Raw genomic sequence first — 22985 nt, 5'->3', positions numbered from 1 at the left:
ACGTCATGACAGCCCTGGACGAGAGGGTCGCCCCCCGCATCGCGGCGGTGCCGGCGCCCCGGGCCCGATGCGACTGGCGGATGGTGAGCGTGGTCGCCGCGGGCGTGATGGCGCTGCTCGCCGTCTTCGCCGGCAAGTACGGCTACCACGCCGACGAACTGTACTTCCGGCTGCTCGGAGAACGAGGGCTGGACTGGGGATACGTCGACCAGCCGCCGGCCCTGCCGGCCCTGGTGGACCTGGCCGCGTCGATCTTCGGCGACACGCTGTGGGGCATCCGGGTCCCGGCGATCCTGTGTGCCGGCGCGATCGTGGTCCTCACCAACCTGATCGCGGTCGAGCTGGGCGCGAGCCGCCGGGCCCAGCTGATCACCTCCCTGGGCACGGCCACCTCGATGCTGGTGCTGACCTTCGGCCACTGGATGCTGACCAGCAGCGTCGACACCGTGACCAGCTGCGTGGTGCTGCTGTTCCTGACCCGGGCCCTGCTGCGCGACGACGGCCGCTGGTGGGTGGCGGCCGGCGCGGCGATCGGTCTCGGCCTGTACGCCAAGTACATCGTCCTGCTGCTGCCGCTCACCCTGCTGGTGGGCATGCTGATCGCCGGGCCGCGGCACCACTTCCGGCAGAAGTGGCTCTACCTGGGCGGTCTGACCGCCCTGGTGATCGGCGCGCCGAACCTGATCTACCAGCTGGCCAACGACCTGCCGCAGCTGCGGATGGCGGAGGGCCTGGGCGCGACCGACGGTGACATCGGGCGGGCGATGTTCCTGCAGAACCTGTTCTTCGTCCTCGGTCCCGCGCTCACCGTCCTGGCGATCGTCGGCCTGATCGGCGTGCTGCGCGATCCGTCCTGGCGAGCGCTGCGCGGCCTGGGCGTCGCCTACCTGCTGGCCACCGCGGCGGCAGTGGCGATCGACGGCGGGCGGCCGGACTACACGGCGGCCTTCCTGGTCGGGTTGTTCGTGGCCGGCACGGTCCGGGCCGACCGCTGGATGTCCCGGCGCCGGCCCCGGCTGCGGACCACGTTCGTGGTCGCCGGCCTGACCCTGTTCGCCGCGCTGCAGGGACTGCTGGCCCTGCCGGTGATCCCGCAGAGCGCGCTGCACCAGTTCGCCATCAACAGCATGGCCCTGGAGTCGGTCGGCTGGCCGGCCACCGTCGAGCAGGTCTCCGCCGTCTACCGGAGCCTGCCGGCGGAGCAGCGGGACGGCGCGATCCTGCTGACCGAGAACTTCGGCCAGGCCGGCGCGCTGGACGCGTTGGGCGAGGGCCTGCCGGCGATCTACAGCGGACACAACGAACTGCACGCGTACGGGCCGCCGCCGGCCTCGGCCACCACGGTCGTGGCGGTCGGGATCGACCCGGTACGTCTCACCTCCGATTTCACCAGCTGCCGGGAAGCGGCCCGCCTCGACAACGGGCTGCGGGTCGAGAACCCCGAGCAGGGCCGGGTGGTCACGGTCTGCACCGGCCTCCGGCAGTCCTGGCCGCAACTGTGGCCGGCGTACCGGCACCTCAACGCGTACCTGTGACGGCCGTCCGGCCGTAGCGCACCGATCAGACCGATGACGGGGGAAAACCGATGACCGATAGCCAGGATCTCTGCCTCGACCAACTGTTCGCGGTCCACGCGGCGGTCACACCGGACGCCGTCGCCGTGGTCTGCGAGGGACGCGCGCTCACCTACGCCGAACTGGACGCCCGCGCCGAGCGGCTGGCCGCTGTGCTCGCCGCCCGGGGCGCGGCCCCGGAACGCTTCGTGGCGCTGGTGCTGCCGCGCGGCGAGGACATGGTCGTCGCGATCCTGGCGGTGCTGCGCACCGGCGCCGGGTACGTGCCGATCGACCCGGAGTACCCGCAGGACCGGGTCGCCCACATCCTCGGGGACGCCGCCCCGGTGGTCGCGCTGACCACCGGGGAGCTGTCCGAGCGGATGGGGCTGGGCGCCGTCGACGCGCCCTGGATGCGTCTGGAGGACCTGCCCGCGGCGCCGGCGGAGCCGGCCCCGCCGGCCCGCCGGCACCCCGACCACCCCGCCTACGTCATCTACACCTCCGGATCGACCGGCCGGCCGAAGGGCGTCGTGGTCTCGCACCGCAGCGTGGCGCGGCTGTTCTCGGCGACGGAGAAGCACTTCGGCTTCGACGCCGACGACGTGTTCTCGCTGTTCCACTCGTTCGCCTTCGACGTCTCGGTGTTCGAGCTCTGGGGCGCGCTGCTGCACGGCGGCCGGCTGGTCGTCGTCCCGCAGGCCGTGACCCGGGCGCCGGACGCGTTCCTGCGGCTGCTCGCCACCGAGCGGGTCACCGTGCTGAGCCAGACGCCGTCCGCGTTCTACCAGCTCAACGAGGCGGACCGGGCCGACCCGCAGTCGTCCGCGGCGCTGCGGCTGCGGTACTGCGTGTTCGCCGGTGAGGCGCTCGACTTCGGGCGGCTCGCCGACTGGTACGACAGGCACGCCGACGACGCCCCGGTGCTGATCAACATGTACGGCATCACCGAGACCACGGTGCACTCGTCGTTCCTGGCGCTGGACCGGCCGACGGTGGCCGGCGCGAGCGGCAGCCTGATCGGGGTCGCCATCGACGACCTGGTCTTCCACGTGCTCGACGACGAGCTGCGGCCGGTCCCGGCCGGCGGCAGCGGCGAGCTGTACGTCAGCGGGCCCGGCCTGGCCCGCAACTACGCCAACCGGCCGGACCTGACCGCCGCACGGTTCGTGGCGTGCCCGTACGGCGTGCCCGGCGAGCGCATGTACCGTTCCGGCGACCTGGTTCAGGTGCTCGACGACGGCGTCGCCCTGGCGTACCTGGGCCGCAGCGACGACCAGGTCAAGGTCCGCGGATTCCGGATCGAGCTCGGCGAGATCCGGGAGGCGCTGCGGGACGAGCCCACCATCGGGCAGGTCGCTGTCGTGGTGCGCGAGGACGAGCCGGGTGACCGGCGGATCGTGGCGTACCTCGTACCGGCCCGGCCCGGGGTGGCGACGCCGCCGCCCGCCGCGTTGCGGGCCCTGCTGGCCCGGCGGCTGCCGGCCTACATGATCCCGGCGGCGTTCCCGGTGCTCGGCCGGTTCCCGCTGACCACCAACGGCAAGCTGGACCGCCGGGCGCTGCCCGTGCCGACCCGCGCCGACATCGTCGACCGGACCGCTGTCGCCGCCGCGGACGACGCCGAACACACCCTGGTCGGGGTCTGGTGCGAGGTCCTCGGCCTGGCCGAGGTCGGCGTCACCGACGACTTCTTCGAGCTCGGCGGCGACTCGGTGTCGGCCGTCCGGGTCGCCTCCCGGCTGCGGGACGCGTTCGGCGTCGACGTCGACTCCCGGGTGATCTTCCAGGCGCCGCGGATCCGGGACCTGGCCGCCCGGCTCGGCAGCGCGCCCACCGACCGCGCGACGGGCCCCGGCCCGGTCCGCGGCGAACCCGGCCGCCCTCTCGTGCTGTCCCCGGCCCAGCAGCGGTTCTGGTTCCTGCACGAGCTGGACCCGGGCTCCGCCGCCTACCACGTGCACCACGGCTACCGGCTGCGCGGCCCGCTGGACGTCGCGTCGCTGCGGACCGCGCTGCACGGCCTGGTGGAACGGCACGAGACGCTGCGCCTGTCGATCGACCCGGCCGCCGGGCATCCGGTCGCGTCCGTCCTCCCGGCGTACGGCCCGCTCACCGTGCTCGACCTGGCCGGGCTGCCGCGCGACGACCGCGACCAGCGGCTGTCCGAGGCCTTGCGCGCCGAGGCCGGCCTGCCGTTCGACCTGGTGGACGGGCCGCTGCTGCGGGCCCTGCTGATCCGGCTGAGCGACCGGGACCACCTGCTCGTGCTCGGTGTGCACCACATCGCCACCGACGGCTGGTCGGCCGCCCTGATCGCGGAGGAGATCGGGGTCCGGTACCGGGCGGCCCTCGCCGGCGCCCGGCCGGAGCTGCCGGCCACCGCGATCGAGTACGCCGACTACGCGGCCTGGCAGCACGCCAGGGTGGCGGGCGAGGAGCTGACCGGGCAGCTCGCGTACTGGCGGGAGAACCTGACCGGGCTCACCCCGCTGGAACTGCCCGCCGACCGGCCGCAGCTGCCGGCCGGCCACCCCGCCGGCGGCGCGTTCCGCTTCGCGATCGGGTCCGGCCTGCTCGCCGGGCTCCGCGCGGTCGGCCGCGACCACCGCGCCACCCTGTTCATGGTGCTCGCCGGGGCCACCCAGGTCCTGCTCAGCCGGTACTCCGGGCAGAGCGACGTGGCCGTCGGGACGATCGTGGCGGGCCGCGACCGGGCCGAGTTCGAGCAGCTCGTCGGCCCGTTCATCAACACCGTGGTGCTGCGGTCCACCGTGGACGGCGGCGCCTCCTTCGGCGCCTTCCTCGACGAGGTACGCGACACCGTGCTGGCCGCCTTCGCCCACGGCGACGTCCCGTTCGAGCGGGTCGTCGACGAACTGGGCGCGCCGCGCGAACCCGGCCGCACCCCCCTGGTCCAGACGCTGGTGGTGCTGCAGAACGCGCCCGAGGGCCGGATGGACCTGGACACCGTCGCGGTCGAGCCGTACCCGCTGCCCCGCACCGGCGCGGTCACCGACCTGACCGTCGAGTTCACCGAGCGGGCCGGCGCCCTCGACGTCATGATCGAGTACCGGACCGGGCTGTTCACGCCGGAGACCGTCGCCCGGCTCGGCGAGCACCTGCGCAACCTCCTCGAGGCCGTCGCCGCCGGACCGGACCGGGCGGTGGCCGAACTGCCGCTGCTCGCCGCGGCGGAACGAGCCGCGCTGGTGGCGGCCCCGGCAGCGGCCGGATATCGCACCGACGTACCGGCGCACCTGCTGGTGGCGGGGCACGCACGGCGTACCCCCCAAGCAGTGGCGGTGACCGCCGCCGGCAGTGAGCTCACCTACGCGCGGCTGGACGAGGACGCCAACCGTCTCGCGCACCTGCTGCGCCGGCACGGCGCCGGCCCGGACGTGCCGGTGGTGGTGTGCCTGCCCCGCGACGCCGAGCTGCCGGTCGCCATGCTGGCGGTGCTCAAGGCCGGGGGAGCGTACGTGCCGGTCCCGCCGGACCTGCCCGCCGAGCGGCTGCGCTGGATCGTCGCCGACACCCGGGCCCCGCTGGTGATCACCACCGGCGCCACGGCGCAGTCGTTCGACGGCGTCACCGTCGTGGACCTGGACCGGGTCCGGGACGAGCTGGCGCTGCAGCCGGTCAGCGCCCCGGACGCGCCGGTCAGCCCGGAGAACCTCGCGTACATCATCTACACCTCCGGCTCCACCGGCCGGCCCAAGGGCGTGATGATCTCCCATCGCAGCCTCAGCGACCTGTGCGGCTGGCACATCGAGGCGTTCGGCGTCACCGCCCGGGACCGGGCCACCTCGGTCGCCGGCCTGGGCTTCGACGCCACCGTCTGGGAGATCTGGCCGTACCTGGTCAGCGGCGCCCGGCTGGACCTGCCCGGCCCGGACGAGCTCGGCAACCCGGCCGCGCTGGTGCGCTGGCTGGGCGCCACCGGCACCACGATCTGCTTCCTGCCGACCCCGCTGGCCGAGGTCGTCCTCGACGAGCCCGGCCTGGCCGGCGCGGGCCTGCGGGTGCTGCTCACCGGCGGCGACGCGCTGCGCCGGCGTCCCGTCCTCGGGTCGTCGTTCCGGCTGGTCAACAACTACGGGCCGACCGAGACCACGGTGGTCGGCACGGCGGGCGACGTCGACCCGGCCGGTACGGGGCTGCCGGACATCGGCCGCCCGGTCGCGAACACCAGCGGATACGTGCTCGACGCCAGGCTGCAGCCGGTGCCGCCCGGCGTCGCCGGTGAGCTGTACCTGGCCGGGACCGGCCTGGCCCGCGGCTACCTGAACCGGCCCGACCTGACCGCCGAGCGGTTCGTCGCCGACCCGTTCGGCGGGCCCGGCGACCGGATGTACCGCACCGGCGACATGGTGCGCCGGCTGCCCGGTGGCGAGCTGACCTACCTGGGCCGCTCCGACCACCAGGTGAAGGTGCGCGGCTTCCGGATCGAACTCGGCGAGATCGAGACCGTGCTGGCCCGGCAGCCGGGAGTGGCCCAGGTGGCGGTCATCGCCCGGCCCACCGCGGCGGGCGGGCGGCAGCTGGTCGCCTACGTCGCCGGGGAGCCCGGCGCCGCCCCGGACCCGGACCGGCTCACCGCCGCGGCCGCCGCGGTCCTGCCGGAGTACATGGTCCCGTCCTCGACGCTGATCCTCGACGAGCTCCCGCTCACCCGGAACGGCAAGATCGACCGCCGGGCGCTCGCCGACCGCCCCGACCGGCCGGCCGCGCCGGTCGCCGAGGTGGCCCCGCGCACCGAGCTGGAGACACAGCTCGCCGGCATCGTCGCCGGTGTGCTCGGGCTCCAGCGGGTCGGCGTGCACGACAACTTCTTCGAGCTGGGCGCCGACTCGATCCTCTGCCTGCAGGTGGTGGCGAAGGCGCGCCGGGCCGGGCTGATCGTGACCCTGCAGGACCTGTTCCGCTGGCAGAGCATCGCCGCGCTGGCGCCGAACGTCCGGACCGGCACCGGCCCGGTGGCGCCCGCCGGGCCCGACCTCGCGCCGGCGCCGCTCACCCCGATCCAGCGCTTCCTGATCGACGACCACGGCGCGCCGGAGACCTTCCACCAGGTGCTCACCGTCGGCCTGCGCGCCGGCGCCGACAGCGCCGCGCTCGAGACGGCGCTCGGCGCGCTGCTGGACCGGCACGAGCCGCTGCGCTCCCGGTTCGGTGCCGAGAACGGGACGTGGGCGCAGCAGGCCCACGCCGGGGACGCCGCGCCGGTGCTCCGGACGGTGGACGACCCGGACGCCGTGCCCGCTGCGGAGGCGGCGGTACGGCAGCCGATGGACTTCCGCACCGGACCGCTGCTGCGGGCGCTGCTGATCCGCGACGGCTCGGACACCGCCCGGCTGGTCCTCGTCGCGCACCACCTGGTCGTCGACGGCGTGTCGTGGCGGGTGCTGCTCGAGGACCTGGCCACCGGGTACCGGCAGGCGCTCGAAGGCTCGCCGGTCGATCTCGGCCCGCGGACCACCGGGATGGCCGCCTGGGCGCGGCTGCTCGACGGCCGCGCCCGGGCCGGGGAGTTCGACAGCGAGATCACCCACTGGACCGGGACCCTGGACCGCGGCCACGAGCTGCGCCCGGCCGACCGGCCCGGCGACGACCTGGTCGCCGGGGAACGCCGGATCCGTACCGCGCTCGACCCGGCGACGACCCGTACCCTGCTGCGGGCCGTGCCGGCCGCCGGTCAGGTGGAGATCAACGACGTGCTCCTGACCGCGCTCGGCGCGGCGCTGGCCGAATGGACCGGCCGGCCCGAGACGGTCGTCGCGGTCGAGGGGCACGGCCGGGAGGACCACTTCGACGACGTCGATCTCAGCCGGACCGTCGGATGGTTCACCACCTACTACCCGCTGGCGCTGGCCGCACCGGGCGACGGCTGGCGGGAACGGCTCGCCGCGGTCGCCGAGCGGACCCGGGCGGTTCCGGGCACCGGCATCGGGTACGGCGCGCTGCGCTACCTGGCCGGCGCCTCCGCCCTGACCCGCCGGCCCGGCCCGGCGGTGTCCTTCAACTACCTCGGCCGGTTCGACGGGATGGCCGCCGAGGACCTCTACACCACCACCCCCGAGCTGGACCTGCACCGTGACCCGGGCGCCCCGCGCATGCACACCCTCGACGTGGTGGGCGTGCTGCGCGACGGCTCGCTCGAGTTCACCTGGTCGTACCCCGGGCAGCGCTACCACGAGCGGACCGTCGCCGTGCTGGCCCGCGCCTTCAACCACGGCCTGCTCGAACTGGCCCGGGAATGCGCCACCCCGGTCACCGGCGCCGGGACCGCGCACCCGCTCAGCCCGATGCAGAGCGGCCTGCTGCTGCACAGCCTGGCCGACCCGGCCGGCAGCCTCTACCTGGAGCAGCTGGCGTTCGACCTGGACGGGGTGGACGATCCGGCCCGCCTCGAACAGGCCTGGCAGGCGGCGGTCGAACGGCATCCGGTGCTGCGCACCTCGGTGCAGTGGCACGGCCTGCCGGAACCCCAGCAGGTGGTACGCCCGGCGGCCGAACTGCCGCTGACCCGGATCGACTGGCGCGACCGGGACGACGCGGGCGTGGCCGAGGGCACCGACCAGTGGCTGGCCGCCGACCGGGACCGCGGTCTCGACCTCACCACGGCCCCACTGATGCGGGTGGCGGTGGCCCGGCTGGCGGGCGACCGGGTCCGGCTCTTCTGGACCTTCCACCACCTGCTGCTCGACGGCTGGAGCGCGATGCGGGTGTTGTCCGATGTGCTCGCCGACTACGCCGGCACGGAGCTGCCGCCGGCGCCGCGGCCGTACACCGACTTCCTCGCCTGGCTCGGCCGGCAGGACCAGGACGCGGCCGAACGCCACTGGCACGGGGTGCTGGCGGGGCTCACCGCGCCGACACCGCTGCCGTACGACCGGCCGCCGCGCCGCGGCCCCGGCAACGGCACCACCGCCGACCTCGCCGTCGAGCTGAGCGAGGACGTGTCACGGCGGCTCACCGCTGCCGCCCGCAGCGCCCGCGTCACGTTGAACACGCTGGTCCAGGGCGTCTGGGCGGCCCTGCTGGCCCGGCGCGGCGGCGGCGCCGACGTCTGCTTCGGCGCCACCACCTCGGGCCGGGCGATCGACCTCGACGGCGTGTCCGACATGGTCGGTCTGCTGATCAACACGGTTCCGGTCCGGGTGGCGCTGGATCCCGGCGCCGACGTCGGGGACTGGCTGCGCGACCTGCAGCAGCGGCAGGCCGAGGACCGGCGGTACGAGTACGTGTCGCTGGCCCGGCTCCGGATCGCCGGCGGCCCGGCCTTCGACAGCCTGGTGGTGTTCGAGAACTACCCGGTCGACGGCCGGCTCACCGACCGGCACGGGCTGGCGCTGCGCGGCATCACCGCCCGGACGGCGACGAACTACCCGCTGACCGCGGTGGTCTACGCCGGGGACCGGCTGACCGTCCGGCTCTACTACGACGCCCGGGCGTTCGACGCGGCCACCGTGAGCGGGCTCGCCGCCGAACTGCGGTCGCTGTTCGAGGCGGTGGCCGCCGGCTGGGCCGGGACCGTGGGCGCGCTGGCCGGCGAGATCCGGCCGCACGCCGTGATCGCCGCACCGGTGGCGGCCGGGCCGGTCCTGGACGACCGCGGCCCGGAGAACCCGACCGAGGAGGCCCTCCTCGGCATCTGGTCGCAGGTGCTGCCGGCCGGGCGGATCGGGATGCACGACAACTTCTTCGATCTCGGTGGCGACTCGCTGATCGGGCTGCGCCTGATCTCCCGGGTCGACCAGGCGTTCGGCGTCGAGCTGACGCCGCGTGACCTGTTCGACGCACCGAGCATCGCCGGCCTGGCCGACCTGGTACAGGACCGGATCTTGGAACAGCTGGAGCGAGAGGCCGTGGGAGGCGCACGTGAGCACCACTGAGCGGGAACGACGTATCGCGGCGCTGCCGGCGCACCTGCGAGCGGCCCTGGCCGGCCGGCTCGGCGGGCAGGACACCCCGGTCGCCGCACCGGCCCGGCCGGTGGTCTCCCGGGACGAACCGGCCGCCCTGTCGGCGGCACAGCAACGACTCTGGTACATGCACGAGGTCGACCCGGACGGCGTCGAGTACAACACCGCCCGGATCCTGCGGCTGACCGGCCCGCTCGCGATCGGCCCGCTGCGGCGCGCGCTGAACCGCCTGGTGGCCCGGCACGAGTCGCTGCGGACCACGTACGAGCCGGGCGACGGGTCCGGCGCCCAGCGGGTCCACCCGGAGGCCGCCGTGCCGCTGGTCGTCCGCGACCTCACCGGACCGGGCGCCGACCTGACCGCCGAGCTGGCCGCGGAGCTGCGGCAGCCGTTCGACCTGCGGCACGGCCCGGTGTTCCGGGCCCGGCTGTTCACCCTCGCCGCGGACGAGCACGTCCTGGTGCTCGCCATGCACCACATCGCCACCGACGGCTGGTCGATGCGGGTGCTCACCGAGGACCTGCTCGACCTGTACGCGGCCGAACGAGACGGCTCGCCCGTGCCGCCGGCGGCGCCCCTGCAGTACCTGGACGTCATCGACCCCGCGGCCGGCGCCGACCACATCGGCTACTGGGCCGACCGTCTCGCCGGATGGGAGCCGATGCCGCTGCCGCTGGACCGGGACCGTCCCCGGATCCGGTCCGGGACCGGCGGGGCCCTCGAGTTCACCGTGCCCGCCGACCTGACCGCCGAACTGCGCCGGATCGGCCGGGCCGCCGGCACCACCCCGTTCACCGTCCTGGTCGCCGCGGTGCAGCTGCTGCTGTCGCGGTGGACCGGGCAGACCGACGTCGCGGTCGGCACCGCGGTCTCCGGCCGGGGCCGGGCGGAGCTGGAGCGGCTGGTCGGATTCTTCGTCAACACCGTCGTGCTGCGCACCCGGATCGACGAGGACCTGCCGTTCCCGCAGCTGGTGAGCCGGGTCCGGGACACCGTGCTGGACGCGTTCACCCATCAGGACGCGCCGTTCCAGCAGGTGGTGGACGCCACCGGCTGGCAGCGCGACACCAGCCGGTCGCCGCTGGTCGACGTGATCGTCAACCTGCACGGGAGCGACCCGGTCCGGCCGGTCGCCGGGCTGGCGATCGAGGAGATCGCCCCGCCCGCCGTGGTGTCCAGCATGGACCTGGCGTTCGACTTCACCGAGCGGGACGGGCTGCTGCACGGGCGGTTGACGTACCAGGACGCGATCTTCACGGCGGACACCGCCGGTCGTCTCGTCGCCGGTCTGCAGGCGCTGCTGGCCGCGCTGCCCGGCGCCGCCGGCCCGGCCGCCGGCCCGGCCGCCGGCCTGCCCGCGATCGGCGCCGCCGAGCGCGATCTGATCCACACCGCCTGGTCCGACCCCGGCCCGGGCGCGCCGGCCCGGACCGCGCCCGGCCTGTTCGCCGACGCGGTCGCCACCCACCCGGAGGCGCCCGCCCTGATCTGGGCCGACGGCGCCCTGACCTACCGCGCCCTCGACGCCGAGACCGATCTGCTGGCCCGGCTGCTGCACCGGCGCGGCGCGGGCCGGGGCACGCTGGTGGCGGTGATGCTGCCCCGCGGCCCGGACTACGTGCGGACGATCCTGGCCGTGCTGAAGACCGGAGCCGCCTACCTGCCGCTCGACCCGGCCCAGCCGGCCGAGCGGCGGCGCTTCATGCTCGCCGACGCGGCCCCGGTCGCCGTGGTCGGCACGGCGGACGCGGCCCCGCTGACGCCGGCCGGGACGGTCTTCCTCGACCTCGGCGCGGCGGAGACCCGGGCCGAGCTGGCCGGCCTCCCCGAGGGCCGGCTCACCGCGGACGAGCTGCTCCACCCGATCCGGACCGCGGATCCGGCGTACGTCATCTACACCTCCGGCTCGACCGGGCAGCCCAAGGGCGTGGTGGTCACCCACAAGGGCGTGCACGGCCTGGTGGACGCGCAGTCGCGGCACTTCGGCACCGGACCGGGGTCGCGGGTCCTGCAGTTCGCCGCCACCGGTTTCGACGCCGCCTTCTCGGAGATCGGCATGGCGCTGTTCCGGGGCGGCGCCCTGGTCACCGCCGGCCGCGAGGACATGCTGCCCGGCCAGCCGCTCGCCGACACCCTCCAGCGGTTCGGGATCACCCATGTCACGCTGCCGCCCAGCGCGCTGACCGTGCTCACGCCGGAGATGGTGGCGCCGGACGTGACGATCGTGGTGGCCGGCGAGGCCTGCCCGGCCGAGACGGTACGGGTCTGGGCCGCCGGACGCCGCCTGATCAACGCGTACGGGCCGACCGAGGCCACCGTGTGCGCGAGCATGAGCGACCCGCTCGACCCGGCCCGCCCGGACCTGGTGGTGCCGATCGGCCGCCCGATGGCCGGGGTCCGCTGCTATGTCCTGGACTCCCGCCTGCGCCCGGTTCCGGCCGGGGTGGTCGGCGAGCTCTACCTGGCCGGCCCGGCTCTCGCCCAGGGCTACCGGGGCCGTGCGGACCTGACCGCCCAGCGTTTCGTGGCCGACCCGTTCGGCCCGGCCGGAGCCCGGATGTACCGCACCGGCGACCGGGTCCGCTGGCTCAGCGACGGCAACCTGGACTACCGGGGGCGTACCGACGACCAGATCAAACTGCGCGGGTTCCGGATCGAGCCGGGGGAGATCGAGGCGGTGCTGCGGGCCCACCCGGCCGTCGCCGCGGCCGCCGTCGCGGTGAAGCAGGACGACCGCGGCACCCGGCGGCTCGCCGGCTATCTCGTCCCGGCCGAGGCCGGCTGGTCGGACCTGGCCGCGCTGCGCGCCTTCGTCCGTGACCGGCTGCCCGAGCACATGGTCCCGTCGGCGCTGGTCGTGCTGGAGCGGCTGCCGCTCAACACCAACGGCAAGGTGGACCGGGCGGCGCTGCCCGACCCGGCGCCGGCCGCCGAACGGGCCGATCAGACCGCGCCGCGCACCGACACCGAGCGCGTCCTGGCCGGCATCTGGGCCGAACTGCTCGGGGTGCCCCGGGTCGGCGTCGAGGAGAACTTCTTCGACCTGGGCGGCGACTCCATCCTCAGCCTGCAGGTGGTGGCCCGCGCGCAGCAGGCCGGCCTGCGGGTCACCGCGAAGCAGACCTTCCTGCACCAGACGATCGCCGACCTGGCCGCCGAGATCGGCGACACCGAGCCGGTGTCCGCCGTCGTGGTGACCGGGCCGGGCGAGGTGCCGCTCACCCCGATCCAGCACTGGTTCTTCGACACCCACCGGGCCAGCCTCGACCGGTTTCACCAGTCCGTGCTGGCCGACCTGGAGCCGGGCAGCGACCCGGCCGCGGTCGAGCGGGCCCTGACCGAGGTGGTGGCCCGGCACGACGCGCTACGGCTGCGGACCCGCCGGGACGGGTCCGGGACCTGGCGCCTGCACACGGTCGCGGCGGAGACCGGGCGGCTGCTGCGGACCGTCGACCTCACCCTGTTCGGCTCCGCGGAGCAGGACACCGCGATCCGGGACGAGATCGCCGAGGCGCAGAACCACTTCGACACCGACGGTGGCCCGCTGGTCCGGGCCCGCCTGTTCCGCCTCGGCCCGAACCGTCCCGACCGGCTCTACCTGGTCGTCCACCACCTCGCCGTGGACGCGGTGTCGTGGCGGCTGCTGCTGGCCGACCTGGAGACCGCGTACCGGTCACCGGGCGTGCTGACGCCGGCGCCGTCCTATCGCGACTGGGCGACCCGGCTGACCGAGCACACCCTGGCCGGTGGCTACGACGACGAGCTGGAGGCGTGGCGTACGGTCCGGGCCGAGCTCGCCGCGTCGCCGGCCCTCCCGGTCGACGGCACCGGGCGCAACCTCACCGGCACCTCCGCGGCGGTCACCGTCCGGGTCGGCGCGCGGGAGACCGACGCCCTGCTGCGGGCGGTGCCCCGGGTCTACCGGACCCAGATCGCCGACGTGCTGCTGGCGGCGCTGGCCCGGACCCTCGTCGAGTGGACCGGCGGCCCCACGGCGGCGGTCACCCTCGAAGGGCACGGCCGGGCCGAGGCGCCGGAGGACGCCGACCCGTCGGGCACGGTGGGCTGGTTCACCACCGTCTACCCGGTGGTGCTGCCCGACCCGGGCACCGGCGACTGGGGTGACTGGCTGAAGACGGTCAAGGAGCGGCTGCGGGCGGTGCCCGGCGGCCAGGGCTACGGCGCCCTGCGCTACCTCGCCGGACGGTCCGAACTGGCCGGTGACGAGCCGGAGGTCAGCTTCAACTATCTGGGCCAGATGGACGGCCTGAGCGCCGGCACCGGCCTGATCCGCAAGCTGCGGCCGGCCGCCTCCGAGCCGCGGGCGCACGATCAGCGGCGCCCGCACCTGCTGGAGATCAACGGGCAGGTGAGCGGCCGGGAGATGGAGTTCCGCTTCGAGTACTCGATGCGGAAGCACCGGGCCGCGACCGTACGCCGCCTCGCCGCCCGTTTCGTCGAGGCGCTCGGCGAGATCGTCGCGCACTGCGCGTCGCCGGAGGCCGGCGGGTGCACCCCGTCGGACTTCCCGCTGGCCGGGCTCGACCAGTCCACCCTGGACCGGATCGCCGGCGACGGCCGGGCGGTGGAGGATCTCTACCCGCTCACCCCGGCCCAGGCCGGGATGCTCTTCCACACCCTGTCCGAGACCGGGCGGGACCCCTACACCGGGCATTTCGGCGTACGCCTGAACGGTGTGACCGACCCGGAGGCGCTCGCCGAGGCGTGGCGGCGGGTGGTCCGTGACACCCCGGTGCTGCGTACCGAGATCCGCTGGCAGGACGTCCCGAAGCCGCTGCAGCTGGTCCGCCGTGAGGCCGTCCTGCCGGTGCGCCACCTGGACCTGCGCGACCGCCCGGAGGCCGAGCGGGAGAGCCTGGTCGCCGCCCGGTGGGCCGCTCGTCCCGAGGTCACCGTCGACCTGGACGCGGCGCCGCTGCTGCGCCTGGAGATCGTCCGGCTGACCGGCGACTCGGTGCACCTGTTCTGGTCCATCCATCACCTGGTGATCGACGGGTGGAGTTTCTCCGGCGTGCTCACCGACGTGCTGCGCCACTACACGGCGCTGAGCACCGGCGCCGCGGAACCACCGGCCGGGCGGCGCCCGTACCGGCAGTACGTGGCGTGGACCGGCCGTCAGGACCCGGCCGCCGCCGAGAAGCACTGGCGGCAGGTGCTGGAGGGGCACACCGAGCCGACCCCGCTGCCGTACGACCGGGCCCCGGCCGGCGCACACACCAGCCGGTCCTCCCGCGAGGTGCGGGTCGCGCTGCCCGGCGTGCGTGCCGAGACCCTGTACGCCGCCGCCCGCGCCGCCCGCCTCACCGTCAACACCCTGGTGCAGGGCGCCTGGGCGCTGCTGCTGGCCCGGCACGCCGGCCGCTCGGACGTGTGCTTCGGCGCGACCGTCTCGGGCCGTCCGGCCGACCTGCCCGGCGCCCAGGACATGATCGGCCTGTTCATCAACACGGTGCCGGTGCGGGTGGCCGCCGAGCCACGCGCCGACCTGTGGTCCTGGCTGCGTTCGGTGCAGGACGCGCAGCTCGACGGCCGGCCGTTCGAGTACGTGTCGCTCGGCGAGATCCGCCGGTGGAGCGCGGCGCCCGCCACCACGTCGCTGTTCGACAGCATCGTGGTGTTCGAGAACTACCCGGTGGACGCGGCGTCGGCCGCCGCGGCCGGCGTCCGGGTCGGCGCGTACCAGGGCGACGAGCACACCAACTACGCCCTGACCCTCACCGTGCACGCGGGCGACGACCTGCTGATGGCGCTCGGCTACGACCCCGCGCTGTTCGACGACGCCACGGTACGCCGTCTCGGCACGCACCTGGTCACGCTGCTCGAGGGCATGGCCGCGACCCCGGAGATCACCGTGGGCCGGCTGCCGATGCTGCCGGCCGGGGAGCTGGACCTGCTGCTCGACGGCTGGAACGACACCGCGGTGCGGGCCGACCGGCGCAGCGTCTGCGACCTGTTCGCCGAGCAGGTGACCCGCGCCCCGCACGCGCCCGCCGTCCGGGCGGGCACGACCGAGCTGACCTTCGCCGAGCTGGACGAGCTGTCCGGCCGGCTGGCCCGCCGCCTCGCCGGCGACGGCGCCGGTCCCGGTGACCTGGTCGGTGTCTGCGTCCGGCGGGGCGCCGGCGCGGTCGTGGCGCTCCTGGCCGTGCTCAAGACCGGCGCCGCGTTCGTGGCCCTGGACCCGCGGTACCCCGGCGAGCGGATCGACCAGATGCTGGCCGACGCCGCGCCCCGGGCGGTGATCGCCGAGACGGCGACCGCCGCGCTGGTCGAGCGGTCCGGCGCCGCGCTGGTGCTGCTGGACGCCGGGGACACCGGCGACCGGGTCCAGGCGCCGCCGTTCCGGGCGGTCGACCCGGCCGGCCTGGCCTACGTCGCCTACACCTCCGGCACGACCGGCCGGCCCAAGGGTGTGATGGTCGAGCACCGGCACATCGTGCACATGGCCCGGGCCTGGGACCACCGGTACGGGCTCACCGAGCTGGCGCCCCGGGTGCTGGCCGTGTCCAGCCTCTCGGTCGACCTGTTCTTCGCCGACTTCGTGATGTCGGTGCTGTTCGGCGGCGAGATGGTGATCTGCCCGGACGAGGCGATGGGCGACCCGGTGGCGGTGGCCGGGCTGCTGCTGGACAGCCGTGCCCAGCTGATGGTCACCGTGCCTACCCTGGCCCGGGCGGTCACCGACGAGCTGGCGTGGCGTGGCCGTACCGCCGACGACCTCCGGGTCGTGCTGGTCGGTTCGGAGGCGTGGCGGTCCGAGGCAGCGCTGGCGACCCGGCGCGGGCTGCCCGCGCACACCCTGCTGGCGAACGCGTACGGGTCCACCGAGACCACCGTCGACTCCACCGCCTTCGCGCTCGGCGGAGACGACACGGCCGGTGACGGAACGGCCGGTGACGGCCCGACCGTGCCGATCGGCCGCACCCTGGCCAACACCCGGATCTACGTGCTGGACGCCGAACTGCGGCCGGTACCGATCGGCGCGGTCGGGGAGTGCTACATCGGCGGTGACGGCGTGTCCCGCGGCTACCTTAACCGGCCCGATCTGACCGCTCAGCGCTTCGTCGCCGACCCGTACGACCCGGCGCCGGGCGCCCGCATGTACCGCACCGGCGACCTGGTCCGGCGGCGGGCCGACGGCCTCCTGGAATGCCTCGGCCGGGTCGACGACCAGGTCAAGATCCGGGGCTTCCGGGTCGAGCTGGGCGAGGTGGAGGCGGCCCTGGCCGCGCAGCCCGGTATCTACGCGGCGGCCGCGCGGACCTGGTCCGACGGGGCCGGCCCGGCCCGGCTGGCCGGTTACGTCGTGCCGGAGCCGGGCGCCCGGCCGGATCCGGAGCGGCTGCGTGCCGCGCTGGCGCTGCGGCTGCCGCCGGCTGCCGTGCCCACCACGATCCTGACGCTGGACGAGCTGCCCACCGGGCCGGCCGGCACCCTCGACCGGGGCCGGCTGCCGGTTCCGGACGCGGCGCCGGACACCGGCCGGGACCACGTCGCGCCGGGCACCCCGGCCGAACGGACCGTGGCCGACGTCTTCGCCGAGGTCCTCGGGGTCCGGCGGGTCGGCGCCACCGACGGCTTCTTCGAGCTGGGCGGCGACTCGCTGTCCAGCATCCAGGTCATCGCGCGCCTGCGGACCGCTCTCGGGGTGGCCGTCTCGCCGCGCCAGTTGTTCGACACGCCGACCGTCGCCGGGCTGGCCGCCGTCGTCCAGGCGGCGGCCCGTGCGGAGCAGCCGATCGTCCGGGGCGGCCCGCCCCAGCTCTCCTCGGCGCAGCAGCGTCTCTTCTTCCACGCCGAGGTCGACCCGGAGAGCAGCGAGTACCACGTGGTCACCACGCTGCGGCTGACCGGCGGGCTCTCGGTGCCGGCGCTGCGGGCGGCGCTGGCCGCCGTGGTGGCCCGCAACGAGACGCTGCGCAGCACGATCGAGGTCGTCGACGGCGAGGCCCGGCCGGTCGTCCATCCGGCCGGGGCGATCGCGCTGGAGCTGGTGGAGCCGGCCGCCGGTGAGGTGGCGGGTCTGCTCGCCGACGCGGCGTCGCGGCCGTTCGATCTGCGGCGCGGCCCGGTGTGGCGGGCGCAGCTGATCCGTACGGCGCCCGACGTGCACCTGTTCCAGCTGGTCATCCACCACATCGCGACGGACGGCTGGTCGATGGGCCTGATCGTGCGGCAGCTCGCGGCCGCCTACGACGGGACCGCTCTCGGAACCGCCGAGGCCTGCTACACCGACTACGCGGCCACTCAGCGCGGCCGGCTCGGCACCGCCGAGATGGACGCCCACCTGGACTTCTGGCGCACCCGCCTGGCCGGGATCGAGCCGCTGAACCTGCCGGTGGACCGGCCGCGCGGCGCGGTCCGGGACGCGGCGGGCGCCATGCACCTGGTGGAGATCCCGGCCGAGGTGTCGGCCGGTCTGCGGTCGGTTGCGCGGCGGCACGACGCCACCCTGTTCATGGTCCTGGCCGCGGCGGCTCAGCTGCTGCTGTCCCGGCTGTGCGCGACCGGCGACGTGGTGATCGGCACCCCGGTCTCCGGGCGTGACCGCCGCGAATGGGAGGACGTGGCCGGTCTCTTCGTCAACACCGTGGTGCTGCGGTCCACGGTGGACGAACGGGAGACCTTCGCCGACTTCCTGACCCAGGTCCGCGGCACCGTGCTGGACGCCTTCGAGCACGCCGACGTGCCGTTCGACCGCCTGGTCGAGGAGCTGCGGCCGGTCCGCGACCCGAGCCGTAACGCGGTGGTGGACGTGGTGGTCGGCCTGGAGCAGGAGGCGTCCGGCGGCGGGCCCCGGTGGCCCGGCCTGGACGTCGAGGACGTCGTCGTGCTGCCCGACTCGGTCAGCCACGACCTGAGCTTCGACTTCGTGGACGGTGACGGGCGCCTGCGGGTGGCGGTGGGGTACGCCACGGCGCTGTTCGACGCGGCGACCGCGGCCCGGATCGGTGACGCGCTGGAGCTGCTGCTGCGGGCGATCAGCGAGGGCCCGGGCCGGCTGCTCGACCTCGGGGTCGCGGAGCGGGCCCGCCCGGCCGCCACGACGGCGGACGTCCCGACGCTGCCGGAGCTCCTCGCCGGCTCGGCCGCCGACGGCCCGGCCCGGCCGGCGCTGACCGGCCCGGACGGCTCGCTCACCCGGGCCGAGCTGGGGGAGCGGGTCAACCGGCTGGCCCACCACCTGATCGCGGCGGGCGTCGGCCCGGAGGACGTGGTCGGTGTCGTGGGCGCCCGGCACGGCGGCACCGTCGTCGCCGTGCTCGCGGTTCTCGCCGCCGGGGCGGCCTACCTGCCGATCGACCCGGAGGAGCCGGCGGAGCGTACGGCGTTCCAGCTCGGCGACGCCGGCGTACGTCTCCTCCTGGCCCCGGCAGGCGCCGGGCCGGAGGGTGTCCCGGCGGGTGTCACGGTTCTCCGGCTCACCGATCCGGAGGTCGCCGCGACGGTCGCGAGCCGGCCGGCGCACGTGCCGCGGGACATCGACCGGCGGTCGCCGCTGCGGCCGGACTCCCCGGCGTACGTGCTGTACACGTCCGGGTCCACCGGGCTGCCGAAGGGCGTCATGGTGGAGCACCGCGCCCTGGCCGCCCTGGTCAGCGGGCACGGCGACGACCTGTTCCAGCCGCTGCTGAGCCGGGCCGGGCACGACCGGGTCCGGACGGCGCTCAGCGGCCCGTTCACCTTCGACAGCTCGCTGGTCGGCCTGGCGCTGCTGGCGCTGGGTCACGAGCTGCACGTGGTGGACGAGCTGACCCGCCGGGACCCGGAGGCGCTGGTCGGCTACGTACGGCAGCACCGGATCGACCATCTGGACCTGCCGCCGACGTACGCCGCCCAGCTGATCGCGGCCGGTCTGCTGGAGCCGGGCGGGCACGTTCCGGCGTTGCTGACGCTGGCCGGCGAGGCGATCGGCGCGGACCTGTGGCACACCCTGGCCGCCGCGCCCGCCACCACCGCTGTCAACTGTTACGGCCCGACCGAGTGCGCTGTCGACGTGCTCTGGCAGGAGGTGGCCGGGGACCGGCCGACGATCGGCCGCCCGGTGCGCGGGACCAGCGGGTACGTGCTGGACCGTTACCTGCGGCCGGTCCCGGACGGCGTGGCGGGCGAGCTGTACATCGCCGGCGCGCAGCTGGCGCGGGGCTACCTGGGCCGGCCCGGGCTGACCGCGGACCGGTTCCTGGCCGATCCGTTCGGCCCGGCCGGGTCGCGGATGTACCGCACCGGTGACGTGGTGCGCCGCCGGCCGGACGGGCGGCTGGACTTCCTCGGCCGCGCCGACGACCAGATCAAGCTGCGCGGCTTCCGGATCGAGCCGGCCGAGATCGAGGCGACATTGGCCGGGCATCCGGCGGTCGAGGCGGCCACGGTGGCGGTCCGCCGGACCGGCGCCGGCGCCGCCCGCCTGGTGGCGTACCTCGTCGGCGCGGGCCCGGCCCGGCCGGACGCCGCCGAGCTGCGCGGTCATCTCGGCCGGTCGCTGCCGGCGCACCTGATGCCGTCGGCGTTCGTCTGGCTGGCCGAGTTCCCCCGGACCAGCAGCGGCAAGGTGGATCGCCGCAGCCTGCCCGAGCCGCCGGACGCACCGGCGACCGGTGGCGGGGAACCGCCGGCGAACGCGATGGCGGAGCGCCTGGCCGGGCTCTGGGCGCAGGTGCTCGGGGTGGAGCGGGTCGGCGGCGCCGACAACTTCTTCGACCTGGGCGGCGACTCGATCCTGAGCCTGCAGCTGGTGCACCGGATCCGGCAGGACGGCCTGGCCGTCTCGGTCCGTGACCTGCTGCTGGCGCCCACGGTGAACCAGCTCGCCGAGGTGGTGACGGCGGTGGAGGCCACCGCCGGGCCGGCGGACGGGCCGGTCACCGGCGACGTCCCGCTGACCCCCGTGCAGCAGGAGTTCTTCGGCGCGGGACGTCTCCGGCCGGGGCACTTCACCCAGTCGATGACGGTACGGGTGCCGGCCGGCGTCGCCGAGGACGCGTTGCGGGCCGCGCTGAACGCCCTGACGGAACACCACGACGGGCTGCGGTCCCGGTTCGTCCGGGACGGCGACGGCTGGCGGCAGACCATCGCGGCGCCGGCGCCCGCCGGCCTGCTGGAGGTGCACGACCTGACCGCGGAACCGGCGGACGTCCGCCGGGACCGGATGCGGGAGCTGGCGGCCGCCGCCGACGCCCGGTTCGAGCTGGCCACCGGTCCGCTGATGCGGGCGCTGCTGTTCACCGCGGCCGGCCCGGAGCCGTCGGTCCTGTTCCTCACCGCGCACCACCTGGTCGTCGACGCCGTCTCGTGGCGGATCCTGCTGGAGGATCTGGAGACGGGGTACGCCCAGGCGGCGGCGGGCGAGCCGGTCCGGTTGAGCCCGCGCACCTCGTCGATCCAGGACTGGGCGCTCGGCCTGAGCCGGCACGCGGCCGAGGGCGGGTTCGACGACAGGCGCGAGTACTGGCGGAACATGCCGGCGCCGGAGCCGATGCCCGTCGATCACGACGGCCCGGCCACCGTCGGCGCGCTGGACAGCGTGTCGGTGGACCTGGACCCGGCGGAGACCACCCTGCTGCTGCGGACCGCTCCCGGGGTGTTCCGGACCCGGGCCCACGACGTGCTGCTCGCCGCCCTCACCCGGACCCTGGCCACCTGGCAGGGCACCGGTTCGGTGGTGCTGGACGTCGAGGGGCACGGCCGGGAGGACGTGCTGGACGGCGTCGACCTGTCCCGGACGGTCGGCTGGTTCACCAGCACCTATCCGGTGGCTTTCGAGGCGGTCGGCGGTGGCTGGGCGGAGCAGATCCGCGCGGTCCGGCGGCAGGTGCGGTCGGTGCCGGACAACGGCCTGTCGTACGGGGCCCTGCGCTACCTGACGCCGGACGGCGGCGGGCTGGCCGGCCGGCCGTCCCCGGAGCTGTCGTTCAACTTCCACGGTCTCGACAGTCCCGGCGCCGATCCGGATCCGGGGTCGCTCTACCTGGGCTTCCCGGAGCCGCTGGGGGCCGAGCAGGATCCGGCGGAACGGCCGGAGCACCTGATCGACGTGGTGGGCGTGGTGGTCGCCGGCGCGCTGCGGCTGACCTGGTACTTCTGCACCGATGTGCACGACCGGGCCACGGTGGCCCGGCTGGCCGGCGAGCACGCCGCGGCGCTGCGCGAGATCGGCCGGGCGGCGGGTGAGCGTCGTGGCTGACCTCGATCCGGCCGGTCTGCTGGCCGAACTGACCGCGCGGTTCCGGGTGCCCGGCGCGCAACTGGTGGTCGAGCACGGCGGGCGCCGGCACGCGGCGGCCGTCGGCACGGCGAACGTGGCCGACGGCACGCCGGTCGGCCCGGACTCGCCGTTCCCGCTCGGCTCGCTCACCAAGCCGTTCACCGCGGCCCTGGCGATGCTGCTGGTGGCCGACGGCGAGATCGATCTGGACGATCCGATCGCCGGGCACGTGCCCGGCACGGCCCGCGGGCTCACCCTGCGGCGGCTGCTGACCCACACCGCCGGGTTGCCGGCCAACGTGGACGACGACGACGATCGCCGGGACCGCTGGGTGAGCCGGCACTGCCGCGAGGACGACCTGGTCTTCCCCGGCGGCTGGGGGTTCTCCTACTCCAACGCCGGCTACCTGCTGGTCGGGCATCTGGTCGAGCGGCTCACCGGGATGCCCTGGGCGGAGGCGCTGGAGACGATGCTGACCGAGCCGCTGGGGATCCGGTCCGCCTACGTGACGGCGGGCGCCGGGGTGGTCCGCGGGCACGCGGTCGAGGCCGGGACCACCCGGGTACGGGTGGTCACCGATCAGGACCTGCCGATCATCGAGGAGCCGGCCGGCGCCCTGGCCCTGTCCGCCGCCGACCTGTCGGCGTTCGCCCGGCAGTTCGTGGCGGCGGGGGACGGGCGCGGCCATCCGCTCGATCCGGAGACCACCCGGTCCATGCTGGACGAGGTGCTGGACCCGGCCATTGTCGCGCCGTTCGGCCTGGCCGACGGCTGGTCGCTGGGCTGGGCCTGTTACGGCGCGCCCGGCGAACCGGTCTGGTACGGCCACGACGGCACCGGCGACGGCACGTCCTGTCATCTGCGGTTCGATCCGGCCACGTCGACGATCGTGTGCCTGACCACCAACGCGAACACCGGCCCGGCCCTGTGGACGGCCCTGGTGGACCGGCTGCGGGCGGCCGGGATCCCGGTTGCCGACCATCCGGTGTCCGGCCTGCGGGATCCGGGGCCCGAGGTGGCCGGCGGCCACGCGTGGGCCGGCCGGTACCGCAACGGCGACGCGGACCTGGTCGTGGAGGCGGACGACGTCGGCCACCTCGGCATCCGGCTGGGTGGCACCGATCCGGCCCCGATGCGGCTGCAGGCCGACGGGCGCTTCGTGGTGGAGGGGCCGGGCGGCTGGTCGTACGCCGGACGGTTCCTGCCGGTCGCCGCCCCGGACGACGGTACGCGCTGGCTGCAGATCTCCGGCCGGCTCTCGCAGCGCCTCTGACGGCG

Annotated in this window: 4 protein-coding genes; all 4 read left to right on the top strand. The window is 75.3% G+C overall.

Annotated elements, in window-relative coordinates:
- Positions 1 to 5 precede the first annotated feature (5 nt).
- Genes ACZ3II_RS08320 through ACZ3II_RS08305 form a run of 4 tightly spaced genes read left to right on the top strand, consistent with a single transcriptional unit; the run spans position 6 to position 22980 of the window.
- Positions 6 to 1535 carry a glycosyltransferase family 39 protein gene (locus ACZ3II_RS08320; RefSeq protein ID WP_465516931.1) on the top strand — a complete coding sequence of 510 codons (1530 nt, stop codon included), beginning with the start codon at positions 6 to 8 and terminating at the stop codon, positions 1533 to 1535.
- A 50-nt stretch (positions 1536 to 1585) separates the two neighbouring features.
- Positions 1586 to 9451 carry an amino acid adenylation domain-containing protein gene (locus ACZ3II_RS08315; protein WP_465516930.1) on the top strand — a complete coding sequence of 2622 codons (7866 nt, stop codon included), beginning with the start codon at positions 1586 to 1588 and terminating at the stop codon, positions 9449 to 9451.
- Entirely contained in the window at positions 9438 to 21686 is a 12249-nt protein-coding gene (locus ACZ3II_RS08310; RefSeq protein WP_465516929.1) for an amino acid adenylation domain-containing protein, read from the top strand. The genes ACZ3II_RS08315 and ACZ3II_RS08310 overlap by 14 nt, the downstream gene beginning before the upstream one ends.
- Positions 21679 to 22980 (top strand): serine hydrolase domain-containing protein, encoded by a 1302-nt coding sequence (locus ACZ3II_RS08305; RefSeq protein ID WP_465516928.1) that lies wholly within the window; start codon positions 21679 to 21681, stop codon positions 22978 to 22980. The genes ACZ3II_RS08310 and ACZ3II_RS08305 overlap by 8 nt, the downstream gene beginning before the upstream one ends.
- The last annotated feature ends 5 nt before the right edge of the window (positions 22981 to 22985 follow it).

Source organism: Actinoplanes sp. NPDC019969, assembly GCF_055562375.1.
Note: the sequence above shows the minus strand (reverse complement) of the source record. Positions and strands in the feature narration are given on the sequence as shown.